Below are 16,915 nucleotides of genomic sequence, written 5' to 3'. Positions count from 1 at the left end.
AGACGTCAGTCGCCATCCGGCACAGACAATACCGCACGCGTAGGCCGGATAAGACGTTAGTCGCCATCCGGCACAGACAATACCGCACACGTAGGCCGGATAAGACGTCAGTCGCCATCCGGCACAGACAATACCGCACGCGTAGGCCGGATAAGACGTTAGTCGCCATCCGGCACAGACAACACTACACGCGTAGGCCGGATAAGACGTCAGCCGCCATCCGACACAGACAACACAACGCGCGTAGGCTGGATAAGACGTCAGTCGCCATCCGGAACAGACAACACAACACGCGTAGGCCGGATAAGACGTCAGTCGCCATCCGGCACAGACAATACCGCACGCGTAGGCCGGATAAGACGTCAGTCGCCATCCGCCGCAGACAACACAACACGCGCAGGCCGGATAAGACGTCAGTCGCCATCCGGCACAGACATCACATCGTCAATGCCGCTACCAGTTTCTCCAGCGCGGGTGTCGCCTGCAGTTGGTCATACACAATATACAAATCCGCCGGAATACGTTCCTCTAACGGTCGAAATACCACGCCAGGCCAATTCATCTGCGCATAGCTGTCAGCAATTAACGTAATACCAATCCCCATGCTGATCATCGCCAGCACCGTTTGCGGCTCCCTCACCTCACGAATAATCATCGGGGAAAATCCAGCACTCAGGCAAACTCGCTGCAAAAATGCCCAGTCAGTATGAATGGAAGGCATTGTGACAAAATATTCATTTCTCAGCGCCTCCAGCGGTATGGACTCACTGGCAGTAAGAGGATGTTCTTCCGGCATGGCAACCAGAAAAGAGGACTCATGCAAACGCAAACTGGTAAACCCGGGAGAAAGCTCCGTAGCCATCCGCCAAATTCCTGCATCCAGTTCACGCCGTTCCAGCATCGTCATCTGCATCGCGGGCATGTTCTCGCGAAACAGCACCTCAACATTGGGATTATCCTTCATAAAACGCCGCATCACCGGACGCATTTTTCCCCACATCGCTGTACCGATAACGCCAAGCTCAATTCGCCCTGCCTCACCACGACCAATTTGCTCCACTCTCGCCAGCGCCTGATTAGCACTGGATAACAGTCGGCGCGACTCTTCCATCAATATCTTTCCCGCGTGAGTTAACGCCACGCTGCGGGAATGACGGATAAATAGCAAAGTGCCGAGCTGTTGCTCCAGCTCTTTAATATGGGTACTGAGCGGCGGTTGCGACATATTCAGGCGAGCAGCAGCACGTCCAAAATGCAGTTCTTCTGCGACAGCAAGAAAATAACGCAGTAACTTCAGATCGATGCGGTGCGTGCGTTCCATGGATAATGCGCTCCTGAAATAAGGATAATGCGCAAAGTTACCACATTGCCTCGCAGAAAATGAAACGGCGGGTATCAGAACCCGCCGCCAATGGAGTGTCAATGTGCCGGTGATTTCTGTGCCAGTCGTTCAGGCTCATGCCTGTATTTAAAGAACAATGCAAAGATAACCGCCAGAGCCAGCGCATACGCGGCAAACACCAGCCAGATAGTTTGCCAATCCTTGACGCCATCGACAGAAAAATAGTCCACCGCCATACCACTCAGAATTGATCCCACCCACGCGCCAACGCCGTTTACCATCGTCATAAACAGCCCCTGCGCGCTGGCGCGAATGTTAGAGCTAACCTCCTGCTCGACAAATACCGATCCCGAGATATTGAAGAAATCAAACGCACAGCCGTAGACGATCATCGACATCAGCAGCAGCACAAAACCAAACGGCGACGGATCGCCAAAGGCAAAGAAGCCAAAGCGCAGCGTCCATGCCAGCATGCTCATCAGCATCACCGTTTTAATGCCAAAGCGTTTAAGGAAGTACGGAATAGTGAGAATAAAGCCCACCTCCGCCATCTGTGAAACGGAAAGCAATATGGAGGGGTACTTCACCACAAAGCTGTCGGCAAATTCCGGGTTACGGGCAAAATCATGCAGGAACGGATTGCCAAAGACGTTGGTGATTTGCAACACCGCCCCCAGCATCATCGCAAACAAAAAGAAGATTGCCATCTGCGGTTTTTTAAACAGAACAAAGGCGTCCAGACCGAGCTTGCTGGCAAGCGTGGTGTTTGCTTTCTTCTCAGCAACCGGGATTTTCGGCAACGTAAGTGCATACAGAGCCAGCAGCAGCGATGCGCCTGAAGCGATATACAACTGCGCGCTGCTCAGTTCCAGTCCCATCAAACTGACTGTCCACATCGCCACAATAAACCCAATGGTGCCAAATACACGAATTGGCGGGAACGCGGTGACCGGATCCTGACCTGATTGCGCCAGGCACGAGTATGAGACGCTATTCGATAACGCAATCGTCGGCATATACGCCATTGCGTTAACCAGCATCACCCAAAACATGGTCTGCGGATCGGTAACGGTTGTGGCATATAGCAACACGCCCGCACACACCAGATGACAAAGCATATAGGCGCGCTCGGCGCGTAGCCATTTATCGGCAATGATGCCCATAATGCCCGGCATGATAATCGCCGCCAGCCCTTTCGAACTGTAAATCATACCGACGTTCGCGCCGGTAAAATCCAGGGTATTAATCATGTAGGAACCCAGGGTTACCAACCAGCTTCCCCAGATGAAATATTGCAAAAACGACATGAGCTTTAAGCGAGATGCGATACCCATTTTTCCGTTCCTTGCCATAAAGTAAGACCCCGCAAGCGGGGTCATTTTTTAGTTATTCAGGCCAGTTTGCGCAAGAATCCGCAGATCAAATTGATGAAATTCTGCCGGGAGAGTTCCGCCGCAGCCAGCGTCTGCGCGTGAGATAATTTAACATCACCCAGACCTTCCGCCAGGTTGGTGATGGCCGCCACCGCAACCACTTTCAAACCGCAGTGGCGCGCAGAGATAACTTCAGGCACCACCGACATCCCCACCACGTCGCCACCGATAATTTGCATCATGCGGATTTCTGCCGCGGTTTCAAAGTTCGGTCCCGGATAAGAGACAAAAACCCCTTCACTCAGCGGGAATCCTTCCTCAGCGGCAACAGTTTGCAGGATCGCACGGTAGTCAGCATCATAGGCATTCGCCAGTGAAAAGAATCGCTCGCCAAAACGCTCATCGTTTGGCCCTACCATCGGCGTACCCGGCATCGTATTGATGTGATCGCTAAGCGCAACGAGGCTACCCGGTCCGACTTCGGGACGCAAAGAGCCTGCAGCATTGGTGCAAAACAGCAGCTCACAGCCCAGCAGCTTCAGCGTACGAATGGCATCCGTCATCACCGTCATACCGCGACCTTCATAGAAATGTCCACGTCCTTTCATACAGGCCACCGGAATTCCCGCCAGATTTCCCAACACAAGTTCACCAGCATGACCGTGTACGGTACTCACCGGGAACCCGGGTAGTTTCTCGTAAGAGATGGCAACCGCATCCTCAATTTGATCCGCCAGCGCCCCCAGGCCTGAGCCGAGGATAAAGGCTACGCGCGGCGTAAAATCCGGTTTGTAACCACGAATGATATCAGCGCTATACCAGGGATTTTGCGAGAAAAGAGAGTGGCTCATGAGATGTCCTTAATACTGAGTAATCGAAATAACGTAGCGTACCGCATTGTTATAGCGAGACTACGCAATCGATTACCAATACCGTTTATCCCGATAACCGATAGTAAATCGGTATAGATGGCATGTGCTAAATCGGCCTGAACTCACATTTTTTTTCTGCCAGAAATGGCAAGGAGTACCAACACATCAGGAATTCGTCAGACGAATGGGCTGACAAAGCCCGCCTTGCAAATGACTGACAAACATTTGTTGATTATTAATAAGCGAAAGCAGGTACAACAACGCACTTTCGCTAATCAATAATTAAAACGGGGGAAACAGCTGTTTACTTCTTATAGAGTTCGCTGGTCACTACAGCCTGAGAACCATTGCCTATAGAAGAGAAGTTCTTAATAACAAAGAAATCAGCACCTTCTTTATCTGCCATTTTCGAAATTTTGTGCATACATTGATTCACCGTATTTTCCGTTACGGTGATTGACTTGACATGCTTTAAACTATTGGCTTCTTGTTGCGAGATTTCTGTAGCAGCAAAGGCAGACAGACTGAGAAAACACAAAGAAGCGGCCAATGATGTGACTAATGTCTTTTTCATAACTATCCTCATAACTTACACATTAATATTTGAGCGTCAAGATATACTCTTCACATAATATTGCAAACAAAAACCCTTCTATTTATAAAATAGACGAATCGACAAACATTGAAGAGTAATGGACATCATATGTATTATTCAATAGGTTTATTATTGCGGGTTAAATATTTGCATAATAAACGCAGAAAAATAACACTAAATATCCACGAGGCATTTAGTGTTATTTGCAATTAATTACCGGCCACTTCGTTAAGAAGGGTTGTCAGGATGCTAACTGGAGCAACAATATTATGTGCAACACCATAATCAAACTCCAGAACAGTACTTGCATCCTGATAATCTATATGGGTATCACCATTGTCATCCTGCCAAATAACCACCCGTAGGGGTAACTCTATTGCCGCATGAGGATTTGCTTGCATGGCAGGAGTACCACCCTTTGGGTTACCAAACAGAAATAACATCGTCGGTCGCAGAGCAAGACCTGCTTCCGTTGCCGCTTGCTGTTGATCAACCTGCACAAAAATACGAATATTTTTAGCATTTAATACGCTGACGAGTCTGTTTACAGTATCATCAAAATTGAACTTACTAGGCAGCGTTTTTGTCCGCTCCGGCTTTCTCATCTGTCGTTCCTTTATTTATAGAATATTCATGAAAATACCCGCCAGCGAATGACGGGTATTGATAAATGCTAGCACAGTTATTTAGGCGTTACTTCGACAGAGCCCCAGCTGATACCATTTGGGTTGTTGTCTACCGGAAGTGTATTCACTACCTTACGCTCATTAATGTCAATCATCGAAACAGAGTTTGCAAATGAGTTAGTTACGTAAGCATATTTGCCATTTTTATCCACAACCACGCCATGGGCCCCATCGCCAGTGGTGATGGTTTTCGCTACCGTAAGGCTTGCGATATCAATCATGTTTATTGTGTTACCCGGCCTGCTCTTCGAGCCCTGATTGGTTACCAGCATGCTTTTACCATCCGGAGTGCCAAACAGCTGGATTGGTACGGTACCGACATTAATTTTCTTCACAACTTTACGCGTTGCTGTATTAATCACCGCTACAGCATCTTCACCAGACAGGGAAACAAACACCCGTTTTCCGTCCGGTGAGAAACCTACCTAGGCTGGCATTTTACCTAATGGGATCTGCGCGACTTCTTTATTACTGGCTGTATCGACGACGGATACCGAGCCCCCTTTCATATTCGCGATATAAACTTCTTTACCGTCAGGACTCACTCTGAGGCCATGAGGGAATTTACCTACATTAATTGTCGTTAAATTTTTCAAATGTTCTGCATCAATCACGCTGATAGTGTTATCTGCACTATTTGAGATATACGCCATTTTCCCATCAGGGGTGACGACAACATGCGCAGGGTGTGCGCCAACCGGAAGTTTTGCAATAACCGTATCATTTTCGGCATTAATAACCCAAACTTCGCCATGTTCCTTTTTGCCTGCATGAGAATCTTTGCCCATATCCATTTTCTCAGAATGGGCATCTTTACTCATATCCATATGTTCAGAGCCTGATGAATGTGTCCCGTTAGCACCAAGGTTGGTTACCCAAACTGTTTTATTGTCTGGTGACACCTGAACGTTATGCGGCATTTTACCAACATGTACTTTATCTACAGTCTTTAAAGACGCAGCATCAAGTACATTAACTGAATCTGCACCTTCATTTGCTACATACACTCTGTCTGCTGCAAACGTATAACCAGACCATGCCAGCATACTAATTTGCATTGCAATTAAAATTTTATTTTTTCTTATCATCGCCGCCAATACCCCATTAGTTAAATATATTTACCGGATTAGTTTCAGCAACCAGCTATTGTAGGATTATTTAACATGTCACTAATATTACTCCATCGGGATCGTGTTAATTCTACCTATAACGAGTTACTGTATAAATTGCTTAGTCATTTCATTAATCAATCGCTATACATCATTGTATTAGATACTGCTATCCGTACTTGCGTATAAAGAGTATCAACCTTCCAGCAAGTGGAAGGTCAAGAAAAAAAGTAATAATTTAAAATAGCCTTACAAATCCGCAAGCTAAGCAATTGCCTAAGAATATCGCAGGAGAATTTATAAATATAAAGAGGTAGTCCGGTGCCGGGTAAAAATATAAAAGTTAACGATCAGTTCATCGATACTGAAAGCCAAACTTAACGACATGACAAACACCAGCCATATCGTTAAAGCTGGTACAAAGGATCCCGTGCCCGACCGGCGGTTAATTCACTGGCCTGCATCCGTACTACGTCCCACAGCGCCTGGGCCGCAGTCGATAAAGAACGATTTTTACGTCGTGCCAGCATCAATTGTCGTTCCACAACCGGCGTCAGGCGTTTAACCTGCAAATGGCTGCCCTGTGGCAGAGGAAGCGCCAGCGCAGGCAGCACGCTGATACCAATCCCCGCCTCAACCATCGGGAAAAGCGTGGCAGGGTGACCTATCTCCTGAACGATATTGGCCTCAATGGAAAAGTGAGCCAGTGCCGCATCGATCAACGGTCGACTGCCGGAAGCGTAATCCTGTAATACCAGGCGCTCATGATATAAATCCTGCCAATTTACCCATTCGCGTTGGGCTAGCGGATGATCCTCTCGACACAACAGCAGGAACGGTTCGGATAACACCGCTTCACACTGTAGATCGGTCACAGCACCTGGATCTATCACAATGCCAAAATCCACCTCGCCCTGACGAATACTCTCCAGCACCCACTGTTGCGGACGATCGTGCAGCACAAAATCGATTGCTGGATAAAGCTGATTACTCTGGGCAATACACTGTGGAATAAGGTGAGCAGATATTGTCTGGCTGGCGGCAACGCGCACCGTTCCGGTTAACTGCGTTCCCACCTGGCCTGCTTCACGCAGCGTGCTGTGCAGTTCATCCAGAATACGTTCCAGCCGCGCCGCCAACTGGTGCCCTGCTTCTGTCAGCACCACTTCCCGCGTTGTTCTATCTAACAACCGCACACCCGTCTGCCCTTCCAGCTCTTTAACGCTGTGGCTGACCGCAGACTGGCTTAAGCCAATGATATCCCCCGCCCGGCTAAAGCTTTTGGCCTGAGCGACGGTAACAAAGATACGGAGCTGACGCAGAGAGTAATTCATCTATTCGATTCATATATGGATGCAATAAATCAATTTTATTTCTCAAACAGAAAAACGCAAAATGTTCCTACCGAATTTCAGGAGCTTTTATGAAACTTTTTCGTATCCTTGATCCGTTCACGATAACGTTGATTACGGTCGTTTTACTGGCGTCCTTTTTCCCGGCCGAAGGTGGCTTTGTACCTTTCTTTGAAGGCTTAACCACCGCTGCCATTGCCCTACTGTTTTTTATGCACGGGGCGAAGCTTTCGCGTGAAGCCATTATTGCCGGCGGTAGTCACTGGCGTTTACATCTGTGGGTGATGTGCAGCACGTTTGTTGTTTTCCCGGTGCTGGGCGTTCTGTTCGCCTGGTGGGCACCGGTAAATGTTGACCCGATGCTGTACACCGGTTTCCTGTACCTGTGTATTTTGCCGGCCACGGTGCAGTCGGCAATCGCTTTTACGTCGCTGGCGGGGGGTAACGTTGCTGCCGCCGTGTGTTCCGCTTCGGCCTCCAGCCTGCTGGGTATTTTTCTCTCGCCGTTACTGGTTGGCCTGGTAATGAATATGCATGGCGCAGAAGGCAGTCTGGAGCAGGTGGGGAAAATCATGCTGCAGCTGCTGCTGCCGTTCGTACTGGGACATCTTTCACGTCCGTGGATTGGTAACTGGGTGTCCCGACATAAAAAATGGATCGCCAAAACGGACCAATCCTCCATCTTGCTGGTGGTGTACTCCGCCTTCAGTGAAGCCGTGGTTAACGGGATCTGGCACAAAGTGGGGATTGGCTCACTGCTGTTTATCGTGGTGGTCAGCATCGTATTGCTGGCAATCGTGATTGGCATCAACGTCTTTGTTGCGCGGAAATGCGGCTTCAACAAAGCCGATGAGATCACCATTGTTTTTTGCGGATCGAAAAAGAGCCTGGCGAATGGGATCCCAATGGCAAATATTCTGTTCCCGACGTCAGTGATAGGAATGATGGTGCTGCCGTTGATGATCTTCCATCAAATTCAGCTGATGGTGTGTGCCGTGCTGGCACGGCGCTACAAGCAACAAACGGACGCATTGCAGGCGCAGCAGAAAAGCCGCGCCGCAAAGGCTTAGAGCGGGCGTTTCAGGGGCTGCACCAGTTGCGTCAGCCCTTCAGTTTTAATCAGCAACGTGATTTGCATCAGCTCGCCGAGCTTGCCCGGCGGGAATTCATCTTTACGGGCAAACCACAGCAGATACTCTTCCGGTACATCAATCAGCCGACGCCCTTTATATTTGCCAAAGGGCATCACGGTATTGGCGATTTCAACCAGCTGCTCTTTTTCCATCTCAGGCACCCAGTAAGCGGATCATTTCAGCTTCATCGATCACGGCAATACCCAGTTCCTGCGCTTTTGCCAGCTTCGAACCCGCCGCTTCACCGGCAATCACCAGGTCGGTTTTCTTCGATACGCTGCCGGCCACTTTTGCACCCAACTCAGTCAGTCGCGCTTTGGCGTCATCGCGTGACATCAGGCTCAGGCTCCCGGTTAGCACCACCGTTTTCCCCGCGAAGGGGCTGTCGATTTCTTCAGCGTTGATGACCACCGGCGCTGGCCAGTGAATCCCCTGCGCCAGCAGTTGGACGATCACCTCGCGGTTACTCTCTTCAGCAAAGAAATTAAACACGTGGGTCGCTACCACAATGCCGACATCCGGCACTTTTTGCAGCTCTTCAATAGAGGCCGCTTCCAGCGCCTCAAGGGTGCCAAAATGCGCCGCCAGACCAGCCGCCGTAGCTTCGCCGACTTCGCGAATACCCAGCGCGTAGAGGAAACGGGCAAACGTCGTTTCTTTCGCTTTTTCCAGCGCATTCACCACATTTTGTGCCGATTTCGGCCCCATACGATCAAGACCGGTCAGCTTACCTGCGGTCAGTGTGAAGAGATCCGCTGGTGTGTGGACATACTCCTTCTCGACCAGTTGATCGATAATTTTGTCGCCCATGCCGTCAACGTCCAGCGCGCGGCGGGAAACGAAGTGTTTCAGCGATTCCTTACGCTGCGCTCCGCAGATTAAACCACCGGTACAGCGAGTAACCGCTTCGCCTTCCACACGCTCAACGTCTGAGTTGCATACCGGACAGTGGGTGGGAAACTCAATTTCACGCGTATCGTCCGGGCGCTCGGAAAGCACGACATTCACTACCTGCGGGATGACATCGCCCGCACGGCGAATGACGACTTTATCGCCAATACGCAAACCAAGACGCTCAATTTCATCCGCATTGTGCAAGGTGGCGTTACTGACCAACACCCCGGCAACCTGAACTGGCTCAAGGCGGGCGACAGGTGTAATCGCCCCGGTACGTCCAACCTGAAACTCAACATCACGTACGAAGGTCATCTGCTCTTGCGCCGGGAACTTAAAGGCCACCGCCCAGCGCGGCGCGCGGGCAACAAAACCCAGTTGTTCCTGCAACACCATAGAGTTGACTTTGATCACCACACCGTCGATATCGAATCCCAGCGTCGGTCGGTCTTCTTCAACCTTGTGATAGTAAGCAAGTACTTCCTCCGGAGAGTCGCAAAGCGTAACTCTGTCGCTCACCGGCAATCCCCACTCTTTAAATTGCAGCAGACGGCCCTGGTGGGTATCAGGCAACACACCACCTTCCAGCACACCAACGCCATAGCAGAAGAAAGTAAGCGGTCGCTTCGCTGTAATACGTGGATCGAGCTGACGCAATGACCCGGCCGCTGCGTTACGTGGGTTAGCAAACACTTTGTTGCCAGTACGGCGGGCCTCTTCGTTAATTTTTTCAAATCCGGCCTGCGGCAGGAACACTTCACCGCGCACTTCCAGACGCGTCGGAATGTTATCGCCTCGCAGTTTTAATGGGATCGCACGGATGGTGCGCACGTTCGAGGTAATATCCTCACCCGTAGTACCATCACCACGCGTTGCGGCACTGACCAGCACACCGTTTTCATACAGGATACTGACCGCCAGCCCGTCCAGCTTCAGTTCGCAGCACCAGGTTAGTTTATCCGTACTCTTTAGTCTGTCCTGCACGCGCTTGTTGAAGGCGAGAAAACTCTCTTCATCAAACACGTTATCCAGCGACAGCATTGGCACTTCATGGCGAATCTGGCTGAACGCTGCTAACGGGGCGGCGCCAACACGTTGGGTTGGCGAGTCGGGGGTGATAAGTTCCGGATGCTGCGCTTCCAGCTCGCGCAGTTCACGCATCAGGCGATCATATTCCGCATCGGGAATTTCCGGCGCATCCATCACATGGTAGAGATACTCATGATGGCGAAGCGTGGTTCGCAGTTCTGTCAGTTGTTGTTCGATTGATTCCATATCGCACCATCAATGATAAAAAACCCCCGACAGGCGGGGGTTTAGCAAGGAGATGTCACGCCAGAGGAAAATCAGGCGCGAGATTCTTTAACTTCGCGGATGCGGTCCTGATACTCGCGCAGTTTCTGCGGCGTCATCATGCGACGTTGATCGTCGAGCACCACACCACCCACTTCATCGGCAATGTGCTGTGCAGACTGCAGCATCAGCTTAAAGTTTTGCAGCTCGTCACCGTAGGACGGAACCTGCATAAAAATAGTCACGCCAGGGGTGCTGAAATCACCCGTCATTTCGGGGTCAAACGTTCCTGGGTTAACCATATTGGCAAGGCTGAACAGCGAAGGACCGCTGCCATCCGGGCTCAAATGACGATGGAAAATATTCATATCGCCAAATTTAAAACCGGCTTGCTGAATGCTGTTGAGCAGCACTTCACCGTTGAGCTCACTACCGTGATGCGCCGCAACGTTCATAATAATGACCGCTTCTTTACGCTGCGGTTTTTCAGCAACAGGAGCTTCTTCAACTACCGGCTCAGGCTGCGGTTGATGTTCAACGGCAGGCTCTGCGGGCTGGAAAGCCTGCGGCGCAGGTTGCGGTGCTTGCTGCACGGGCTGCTGAACCTGCGGAGCAACGGGCTGATGCTGCATCGGCTGCTGCACAGGTTGTTGCTGAACAGGCTGATGCTGCACCGGCTGCTGCGGTTGTACAGGCTGCGGCTGCTGCTGAACATGCGGCGGCGGTACCGGCGCTTGTGCAGGCTGCGGCGCGGGTTGACGCGGCTGAGCAGACGCATAAGGCGGCTGGTACTGGTGTTGCGGCGACTGAGGAGGAACACCATGTTCCTGCGCGTTACCGGGAGCATGATTCACACGATGAACGCGAACTTCGCCCACGCCTTCGTCTTCCTCGACGTTGTCGTCGAACGAATCCTCGTCTTCACGTTTAGACTTCATGCGTTTCAGTGGGCGATCGCGGAATATAGAAGACCGCTCTTTACGGCTAGTCCAAAAACCATGTACCAGTAAAGCGATTATGGCGATCGCGCCAACAATGATTAATATCAGACGCAAATCCTGCATCATTATATTCTCTGTTGTTCTAACACCTTGCCACCACGGCAAACATTTACTCACTAAGAGTATTTGTCGATTACGCCAAGTGCAAGTGCACTCTTGGCTTTCACGGCATAAAGATGAACAAAATTGTGCTTTTTGCTGTTTTTTCGAACATTTCTGAACAGCTTAACGCTCAACAACCCGGTAAGATACGCAAAGTTTACCAGAGCTTATATAACAAGGAGTATGTCCTGACCATGGTTTCATCATCTGCAGTCGTACCTCGCAGCGGCCTTTATTACTTTTCACAGGGATGGAAGCTCATCACCCAACCGGGCATTCGTCGCTTTGTCATCCTGCCTTTGCTGGTGAATATCCTGCTGATGGGCGGCGCATTCTGGTGGCTATTCACACAACTCGATAGCTGGATCCCCGCGCTGATGAGTCACGTCCCTGACTGGCTTCAGTGGCTCAGCTACTTGCTGTGGCCGATTGTCACTATCTCCGTACTACTGGTGTTCGGCTACCTGTTTTCCACCATAGCCAACTGGATTGCCGCGCCGTTTAACGGTCTGCTGGCAGAACAGCTGGAAGCACGCTTAACGGGCGCAACACCGCCTGACACCGGCGTTCTCGGCATCATGAAAGATGTTCCCCGTATTATGAAACGTGAATGGCAAAAGCTGGCGTGGTATCTCCCGCGCGCCGTCGTGTTGCTGATCCTCTATTTCATTCCGGGTATTGGTCAGACCGTAGCCCCGGTGCTGTGGTTCCTGTTCAGCGCGTGGATGCTGGCCATTCAGTACTGCGATTATCCGTTTGATAACCATAAGGTGCCTTTTAAGGAGATGCGCGTCGCGCTGCGCACACGCAAGGTCACCAATATGCAATTTGGCGCATTGACCAGCCTGTTCACCATGATTCCGGTGCTCAATCTGTTCATCATGCCGGTCGCGGTTTGTGGTGCCACGGCGATGTGGGTAGACTGCTATCGTGCTAAGCACGCGTTATGGAAGTAATGCAAAAATGTGTAAAAGCGGGCTGGCTTATGCCCGCTCTTATTCCATACTGCAACGCATTATTTCCTGGTGGCATATAGATATACGAATTCCTTACTTCCCCATACTTTCTCAACAGGTATGCTGAAGCGGTATCCCAATTTCATACAGTTAAGGACAGGCCATGAGTAAGATTTTTGAAGACAACTCGCTGACTATCGGTCATACGCCGCTGGTTCGACTGAACCGTATCGGTAACGGACGCATTCTGGCGAAGGTGGAATCACGCAACCCAAGCTTTAGCGTCAAATGCCGTATCGGTGCCAACATGATTTGGGATGCCGAAAAACGTGGTGTACTGAAACCGGGTGTAGAGCTGGTCGAACCAACCAGCGGCAACACAGGGATTGCGCTGGCCTACGTTGCCGCAGCTCGCGGCTACAAACTGACTCTGACCATGCCTGAAACCATGAGCATTGAGCGCCGCAAGCTCTTAAAAGCGCTGGGAGCGAACCTGGTGTTGACCGAAGGCGCAAAAGGTATGAAGGGCGCGATTCAGAAAGCGGAAGAAATTGTGGCCAGCGATCCGGAAAAATTCCTGCTGCTGCAGCAGTTCAGCAACCCGGCAAACCCGGAAATCCACGAAAAAACTACCGGCCCGGAAATCTGGGAAGATACCGATGGCCAGGTTGATGTCTTTATTTCCGGCGTCGGTACCGGCGGTACGTTGACTGGTGTGACCCGTTACATTAAAGGCACTAAAGGCAAAACCGATCTGATCACCGTCGCGGTTGAACCTACCGACTCCCCGGTTATCGCCCAGGCGCTGGCAGGTGAAGAACTCAAACCAGGCCCGCATAAAATTCAGGGTATTGGCGCAGGCTTCATTCCGGGTAACCTTGATCTGAAGCTTATCGATAAAGTCGTTGCCATCACTAATGATGAAGCTATTTCTACTGCGCGTCGTCTGATGGAAGAAGAAGGTATTCTGGCGGGTATCTCTTCCGGTGCTGCGGTTGCTGCCGCGCTTAAGCTCCAGGAAGATGAAACCTTTACCAATAAGAATATAGTGGTTATTCTACCGTCATCGGGTGAGCGTTATCTGAGCACTGCACTGTTTGCCGATCTCTTTACAGAGAAAGAACTGCAACAGTAGTGCCAGCATGTTAAAAACGCGTAAAAAAGCACCCTTTTGGGTGCTTTTTTGTGGCCTGCTTCAAAGTTTCAACTCTCCTGGCATTGATTCAGCCCGCCGGAACTGGTATTTAACCAAGCTAATTATTTTGATGCGCGAAATTAATCGTTACAGGAAAAGCGCTAGCTGAATCGATTTTATGATTTGGTTCAACTCTTCCTTTCGCTGCATAATGTTTAATGACGAACGAAACGTCAGCGGCAAGAAGTTGCCAGCAACGGATTGCACCGAACTCCTTTTGTGTCGCGTCCAGTTTACGCCGATGCTAACAATACAGGCTAAAGTTGAGCCGCCAGGCTAGACTTTAGTTCCACAACACTAAACCTATAAGTTGGGGAAATATAATGTTCCAGCAAGAAGTTACCATTACCGCTCCGAACGGTCTGCATACTCGCCCTGCTGCTCAGTTTGTTAAAGAAGCAAAAGGCTTTACTTCTGAAATTACTGTGACTTCCAACGGCAAAAGCGCTAGCGCCAAAAGCCTGTTTAAACTGCAGACTCTGGGCCTGACTCAGGGTACCGTTGTCACCCTGTCCGCAGAAGGTGAAGACGAGCAGAAAGCAGTTGAGCATCTGGTTAAACTGATGGCTGAACTCGAGTAAGTTCAACGAGTTCTTTTAAATATCAGTCACAAGTAAGGTAGGGTTATGATTTCAGGCATTTTAGCATCCCCGGGTATCGCTTTCGGTAAAGCATTGCTGCTGAAAGAAGACGAGATCGTCATTGACCGGAAAAAAATTTCTGCCGACAAGGTTGATCAGGAAGTTGAACGTTTTCTGAGCGGTCGTGCCAAGGCATCTGCGCAACTGGAAGCGATCAAAACCAAAGCTGGTGAAACGTTCGGTGAAGAAAAAGAAGCCATCTTTGAAGGGCATATCATGCTGCTCGAAGATGAGGAGCTGGAGCAGGAAATCATAGCCCTGATTAAAGATAAGCACATGACGGCTGATGCAGCTGCGCATGAAGTTATCGAAGGTCAGGCCACAGCCCTGGAAGAGCTGGATGATGAATACCTGAAAGAACGTGCGGCTGACGTACGTGACATCGGTAAACGCCTGCTGCGTAACATTCTGGGTCTGGCAATTATTGATCTGAGCGCTATCCAGGACGAAGTTATCCTGGTTGCCGCAGACCTGACCCCGTCAGAAACCGCACAGCTGAACCTGAACAAGGTGCTGGGTTTCATCACTGATGCGGGCGGACGTACCTCTCATACCTCTATCATGGCGCGTTCTCTGGAACTGCCTGCCATCGTAGGTACGGGTAGCGTCACCTCTCAGGTGAAAAACGACGACTATCTGATTCTGGATGCCGTAAACAATCAGGTTTACGTCAATCCGACCAACGACGTTATTGAGCAACTGCGTGCCGTTCAGGAGCAGGTTGCAACCGAGAAAGCGGAACTCGCTAAGCTGAAAGATCTGCCGGCTATCACGCTGGACGGTCACCAGGTTGAAGTTTGCGCCAACATCGGTACCGTTCGTGACGTTGAAGGCGCCGAGCGTAACGGCGCTGAAGGTGTGGGTCTGTACCGCACCGAATTCCTGTTCATGGACCGTGAATCGCTGCCAACTGAAGAAGAACAGTTTGCTGCGTATAAAGCCGTTGCTGAAGCCTGTGGCTCTCAGGCGGTCATCGTCCGTACCATGGACATCGGCGGCGATAAAGAACTGCCGTACATGAACTTCCCGAAAGAAGAGAACCCGTTCCTGGGCTGGCGTGCCGTGCGTATCGCCATGGATCGTAAAGAGATCCTGCGTGACCAGGTTCGCGCTATCCTGCGCGCCTCTGCTTTCGGCAAACTGCGTATCATGTTCCCAATGATCATCTCTGTTGAAGAAGTGCGTGCACTGCGCAAAGAGATCGAAATCTACAAACAGGAACTACGCGACGAAGGTAAAGCATTTGACGAGAGCATTGAGATTGGCGTGATGGTGGAAACACCAGCTGCGGCAACAATTGCGCGTCATTTAGCCAAAGAAGTTGATTTCTTTAGTATCGGCACCAATGATTTAACGCAGTACACCCTGGCAGTTGACCGTGGTAATGATATGATTTCACACCTTTACCAACCGATGTCGCCATCTGTGCTGACGCTGATCAAGCAAGTTATTGATGCTTCTCATGCTGAAGGCAAATGGACTGGCATGTGTGGTGAGCTTGCAGGCGACGAACGTGCTACACTTCTGTTGCTGGGGATGGGTCTGGACGAATTCTCTATGAGCGCCATTTCTATCCCGCGCATTAAGAAGATTATCCGTAACACGAACTTCGAAGATGCGAAGGTGTTAGCAGAGCAGGCTCTTGCTCAACCGACAACGGACGAGTTAATGACGCTGGTTAACAAGTTCATTGAAGAAAAAACAATCTGCTAATCCACGAGATGCGGCCCAATTTACTGCTTAGGAGAAGATCATGGGTTTGTTCGATAAACTGAAATCTCTGGTTTCTGATGATAAGAAAGACACCGGAACTATTGAGATCGTTGCTCCGCTCTCTGGCGAGATCGTCAACATCGAAGACGTGCCGGATGTAGTTTTTGCTGAAAAAATCGTTGGTGATGGCATTGCTATCAAACCAACCGGTAACAAAATGGTTGCCCCTGTTGATGGCACCATCGGCAAAATCTTTGAAACCAACCACGCTTTCTCTATCGAATCCGACAGCGGCATTGAGCTGTTTGTTCACTTCGGTATTGATACCGTTGAACTGAAAGGCGAAGGCTTCAAACGCATCGCTGAAGAAGGTCAGCGCGTGAAAGTGGGCGACCCGGTTATTGAATTCGATCTGCCGCTGCTGGAAGAAAAAGCCAAGTCTACCCTGACTCCGGTTGTTATCTCCAACATGGACGAAATCAAAGAGCTGATCAAACTGTCCGGTAGCGTGACAGTGGGTGAGACTCCGGTTATCCGCATCAAGAAGTAATTCTTTTTGCAGAGAAAGATGGCGCCATCAGGCGCCATTTTTTTTATCTGATGGATATCAAAACCCTGCCGGATGGCGCTACGCTTATCCGGCCTACAGCAAACTCCG

17 protein-coding genes and 1 pseudogene are annotated in these 16,915 nt (G+C 50.2%); 6 read left to right on the top strand and 12 right to left on the bottom strand.

The genetic code is table 11. The annotated features are described in order from the left end of the window. Nucleotides 1–436 precede the first annotated feature (436 nt). From OGY68_RS21285 to OGY68_RS21245, 9 genes and pseudogenes are all read right to left on the bottom strand, one after another. A complete protein-coding gene (locus OGY68_RS21285) occupies nucleotides 437–1,321 on the bottom strand; it encodes a LysR family transcriptional regulator (RefSeq protein WP_048215825.1) in 885 nt (294 codons plus the stop codon). Nucleotides 1,322–1,419: 98 nt separating this feature from the next. Beyond that, nucleotides 1,420–2,676 carry a nucleoside permease gene (locus OGY68_RS21280; RefSeq protein WP_048215824.1) on the bottom strand — a complete coding sequence of 419 codons (1,257 nt, stop codon included), beginning with the start codon at nucleotides 2,674–2,676 and terminating at the stop codon, nucleotides 1,420–1,422. A 56-nt stretch (nucleotides 2,677–2,732) separates the two neighbouring features. Next, nucleotides 2,733–3,566, bottom strand: a complete 834-nt coding sequence (gene xapA, locus OGY68_RS21275; protein ID WP_008785395.1) for a xanthosine phosphorylase — start codon at nucleotides 3,564–3,566, stop codon at nucleotides 2,733–2,735. Nucleotides 3,567–3,891: 325 nt separating this feature from the next. Next, nucleotides 3,892–4,161 carry a YdgH/BhsA/McbA-like domain containing protein gene (locus tag OGY68_RS21270; RefSeq protein ID WP_008785396.1) on the bottom strand — a complete coding sequence of 90 codons (270 nt, stop codon included), beginning with the start codon at nucleotides 4,159–4,161 and terminating at the stop codon, nucleotides 3,892–3,894. A 230-nt stretch (nucleotides 4,162–4,391) separates the two neighbouring features. Then, nucleotides 4,392–4,787: a DUF302 domain-containing protein gene (locus tag OGY68_RS21265; protein ID WP_032944134.1), complete on the bottom strand. Its 396-nt coding sequence runs from the start codon at nucleotides 4,785–4,787 to the stop codon at nucleotides 4,392–4,394. A 77-nt stretch (nucleotides 4,788–4,864) separates the two neighbouring features. Further along, entirely contained in the window at nucleotides 4,865–5,203 is a 339-nt protein-coding gene (locus tag OGY68_RS21260) for a YncE family protein (protein WP_353622262.1), read from the bottom strand. Continuing rightward, nucleotides 5,180–5,269 (bottom strand): annotated as a pseudogene (locus OGY68_RS21255) (hypothetical protein); the annotation flags it as partial. The pseudogene OGY68_RS21255 and the gene OGY68_RS21260, both read right to left, overlap by 24 nt. Nucleotides 5,270–5,293: 24 nt before the next feature. Continuing rightward, entirely contained in the window at nucleotides 5,294–5,956 is a 663-nt protein-coding gene (locus OGY68_RS21250; RefSeq protein WP_239693031.1) for a YncE family protein, read from the bottom strand. Between the two features lie 428 nt (nucleotides 5,957–6,384). After that, nucleotides 6,385–7,311, bottom strand: coding sequence for a LysR family transcriptional regulator (locus tag OGY68_RS21245; RefSeq protein WP_003834913.1), 927 nt, complete (start codon nucleotides 7,309–7,311; stop codon nucleotides 6,385–6,387). A gap of 89 nt (nucleotides 7,312–7,400) precedes the next feature. Between OGY68_RS21245 and OGY68_RS21240 the strand changes: the two genes are divergently transcribed. Continuing rightward, nucleotides 7,401–8,399, top strand: coding sequence for a bile acid:sodium symporter family protein (locus tag OGY68_RS21240; RefSeq protein WP_003038103.1), 999 nt, complete (start codon nucleotides 7,401–7,403; stop codon nucleotides 8,397–8,399). On the opposite strand, the gene OGY68_RS21235 is transcribed toward OGY68_RS21240, so the two are convergent. The 3 genes from OGY68_RS21235 to zipA form a co-directional block, all read right to left on the bottom strand. Further along, entirely contained in the window at nucleotides 8,396–8,614 is a 219-nt protein-coding gene (locus OGY68_RS21235; RefSeq protein WP_003038102.1) for a DUF3820 family protein, read from the bottom strand. The genes OGY68_RS21240 and OGY68_RS21235 overlap by 4 nt on opposite strands. A gap of 1 nt (nucleotide 8,615) precedes the next feature. Further along, nucleotides 8,616–10,631, bottom strand: a complete 2,016-nt coding sequence (gene ligA / locus OGY68_RS21230; RefSeq protein WP_057066916.1) for an NAD-dependent DNA ligase LigA — start codon at nucleotides 10,629–10,631, stop codon at nucleotides 8,616–8,618. A gap of 71 nt (nucleotides 10,632–10,702) precedes the next feature. Continuing rightward, nucleotides 10,703–11,716, bottom strand: a complete 1,014-nt coding sequence (gene zipA / locus OGY68_RS21225) for a cell division protein ZipA (RefSeq protein ID WP_032944149.1) — start codon at nucleotides 11,714–11,716, stop codon at nucleotides 10,703–10,705. 230 nt (nucleotides 11,717–11,946) lie between these two features. On the opposite strand from zipA, the gene cysZ reads away from it, so the two are divergent. From cysZ to crr, 5 genes are all read left to right on the top strand, one after another. Continuing rightward, a complete protein-coding gene (cysZ, locus tag OGY68_RS21220; RefSeq protein WP_057066948.1) occupies nucleotides 11,947–12,708 on the top strand; it encodes a sulfate transporter CysZ in 762 nt (253 codons plus the stop codon). 163 nt (nucleotides 12,709–12,871) lie between these two features. Further along, nucleotides 12,872–13,843 carry a cysteine synthase A gene (cysK, locus tag OGY68_RS21215; RefSeq protein ID WP_003038091.1) on the top strand — a complete coding sequence of 324 codons (972 nt, stop codon included), beginning with the start codon at nucleotides 12,872–12,874 and terminating at the stop codon, nucleotides 13,841–13,843. Nucleotides 13,844–14,226: 383 nt separating this feature from the next. After that, nucleotides 14,227–14,484 (top strand): phosphocarrier protein Hpr, encoded by a 258-nt coding sequence (ptsH, locus tag OGY68_RS21210; RefSeq protein WP_002913505.1) that lies wholly within the window; start codon nucleotides 14,227–14,229, stop codon nucleotides 14,482–14,484. Nucleotides 14,485–14,529: 45 nt separating this feature from the next. After that, entirely contained in the window at nucleotides 14,530–16,257 is a 1,728-nt protein-coding gene (gene ptsI, locus OGY68_RS21205; protein ID WP_008785405.1) for a phosphoenolpyruvate-protein phosphotransferase PtsI, read from the top strand. Nucleotides 16,258–16,297: 40 nt separating this feature from the next. Then, nucleotides 16,298–16,807, top strand: a complete 510-nt coding sequence (gene crr, locus OGY68_RS21200; RefSeq protein WP_000522253.1) for a PTS glucose transporter subunit IIA — start codon at nucleotides 16,298–16,300, stop codon at nucleotides 16,805–16,807. Nucleotides 16,808–16,915 lie beyond the last annotated feature (108 nt).

Origin of the sequence: Citrobacter sp. Cpo065 (assembly GCF_030332805.1) — a bacterium.
Classification (GTDB): Bacteria; Pseudomonadota; Gammaproteobacteria; order Enterobacterales; family Enterobacteriaceae; genus Citrobacter; species Citrobacter portucalensis.
The sequence above is the reverse complement of the archived record's forward strand: the minus strand, read 5'-3'. Positions and strand labels throughout refer to the sequence as shown.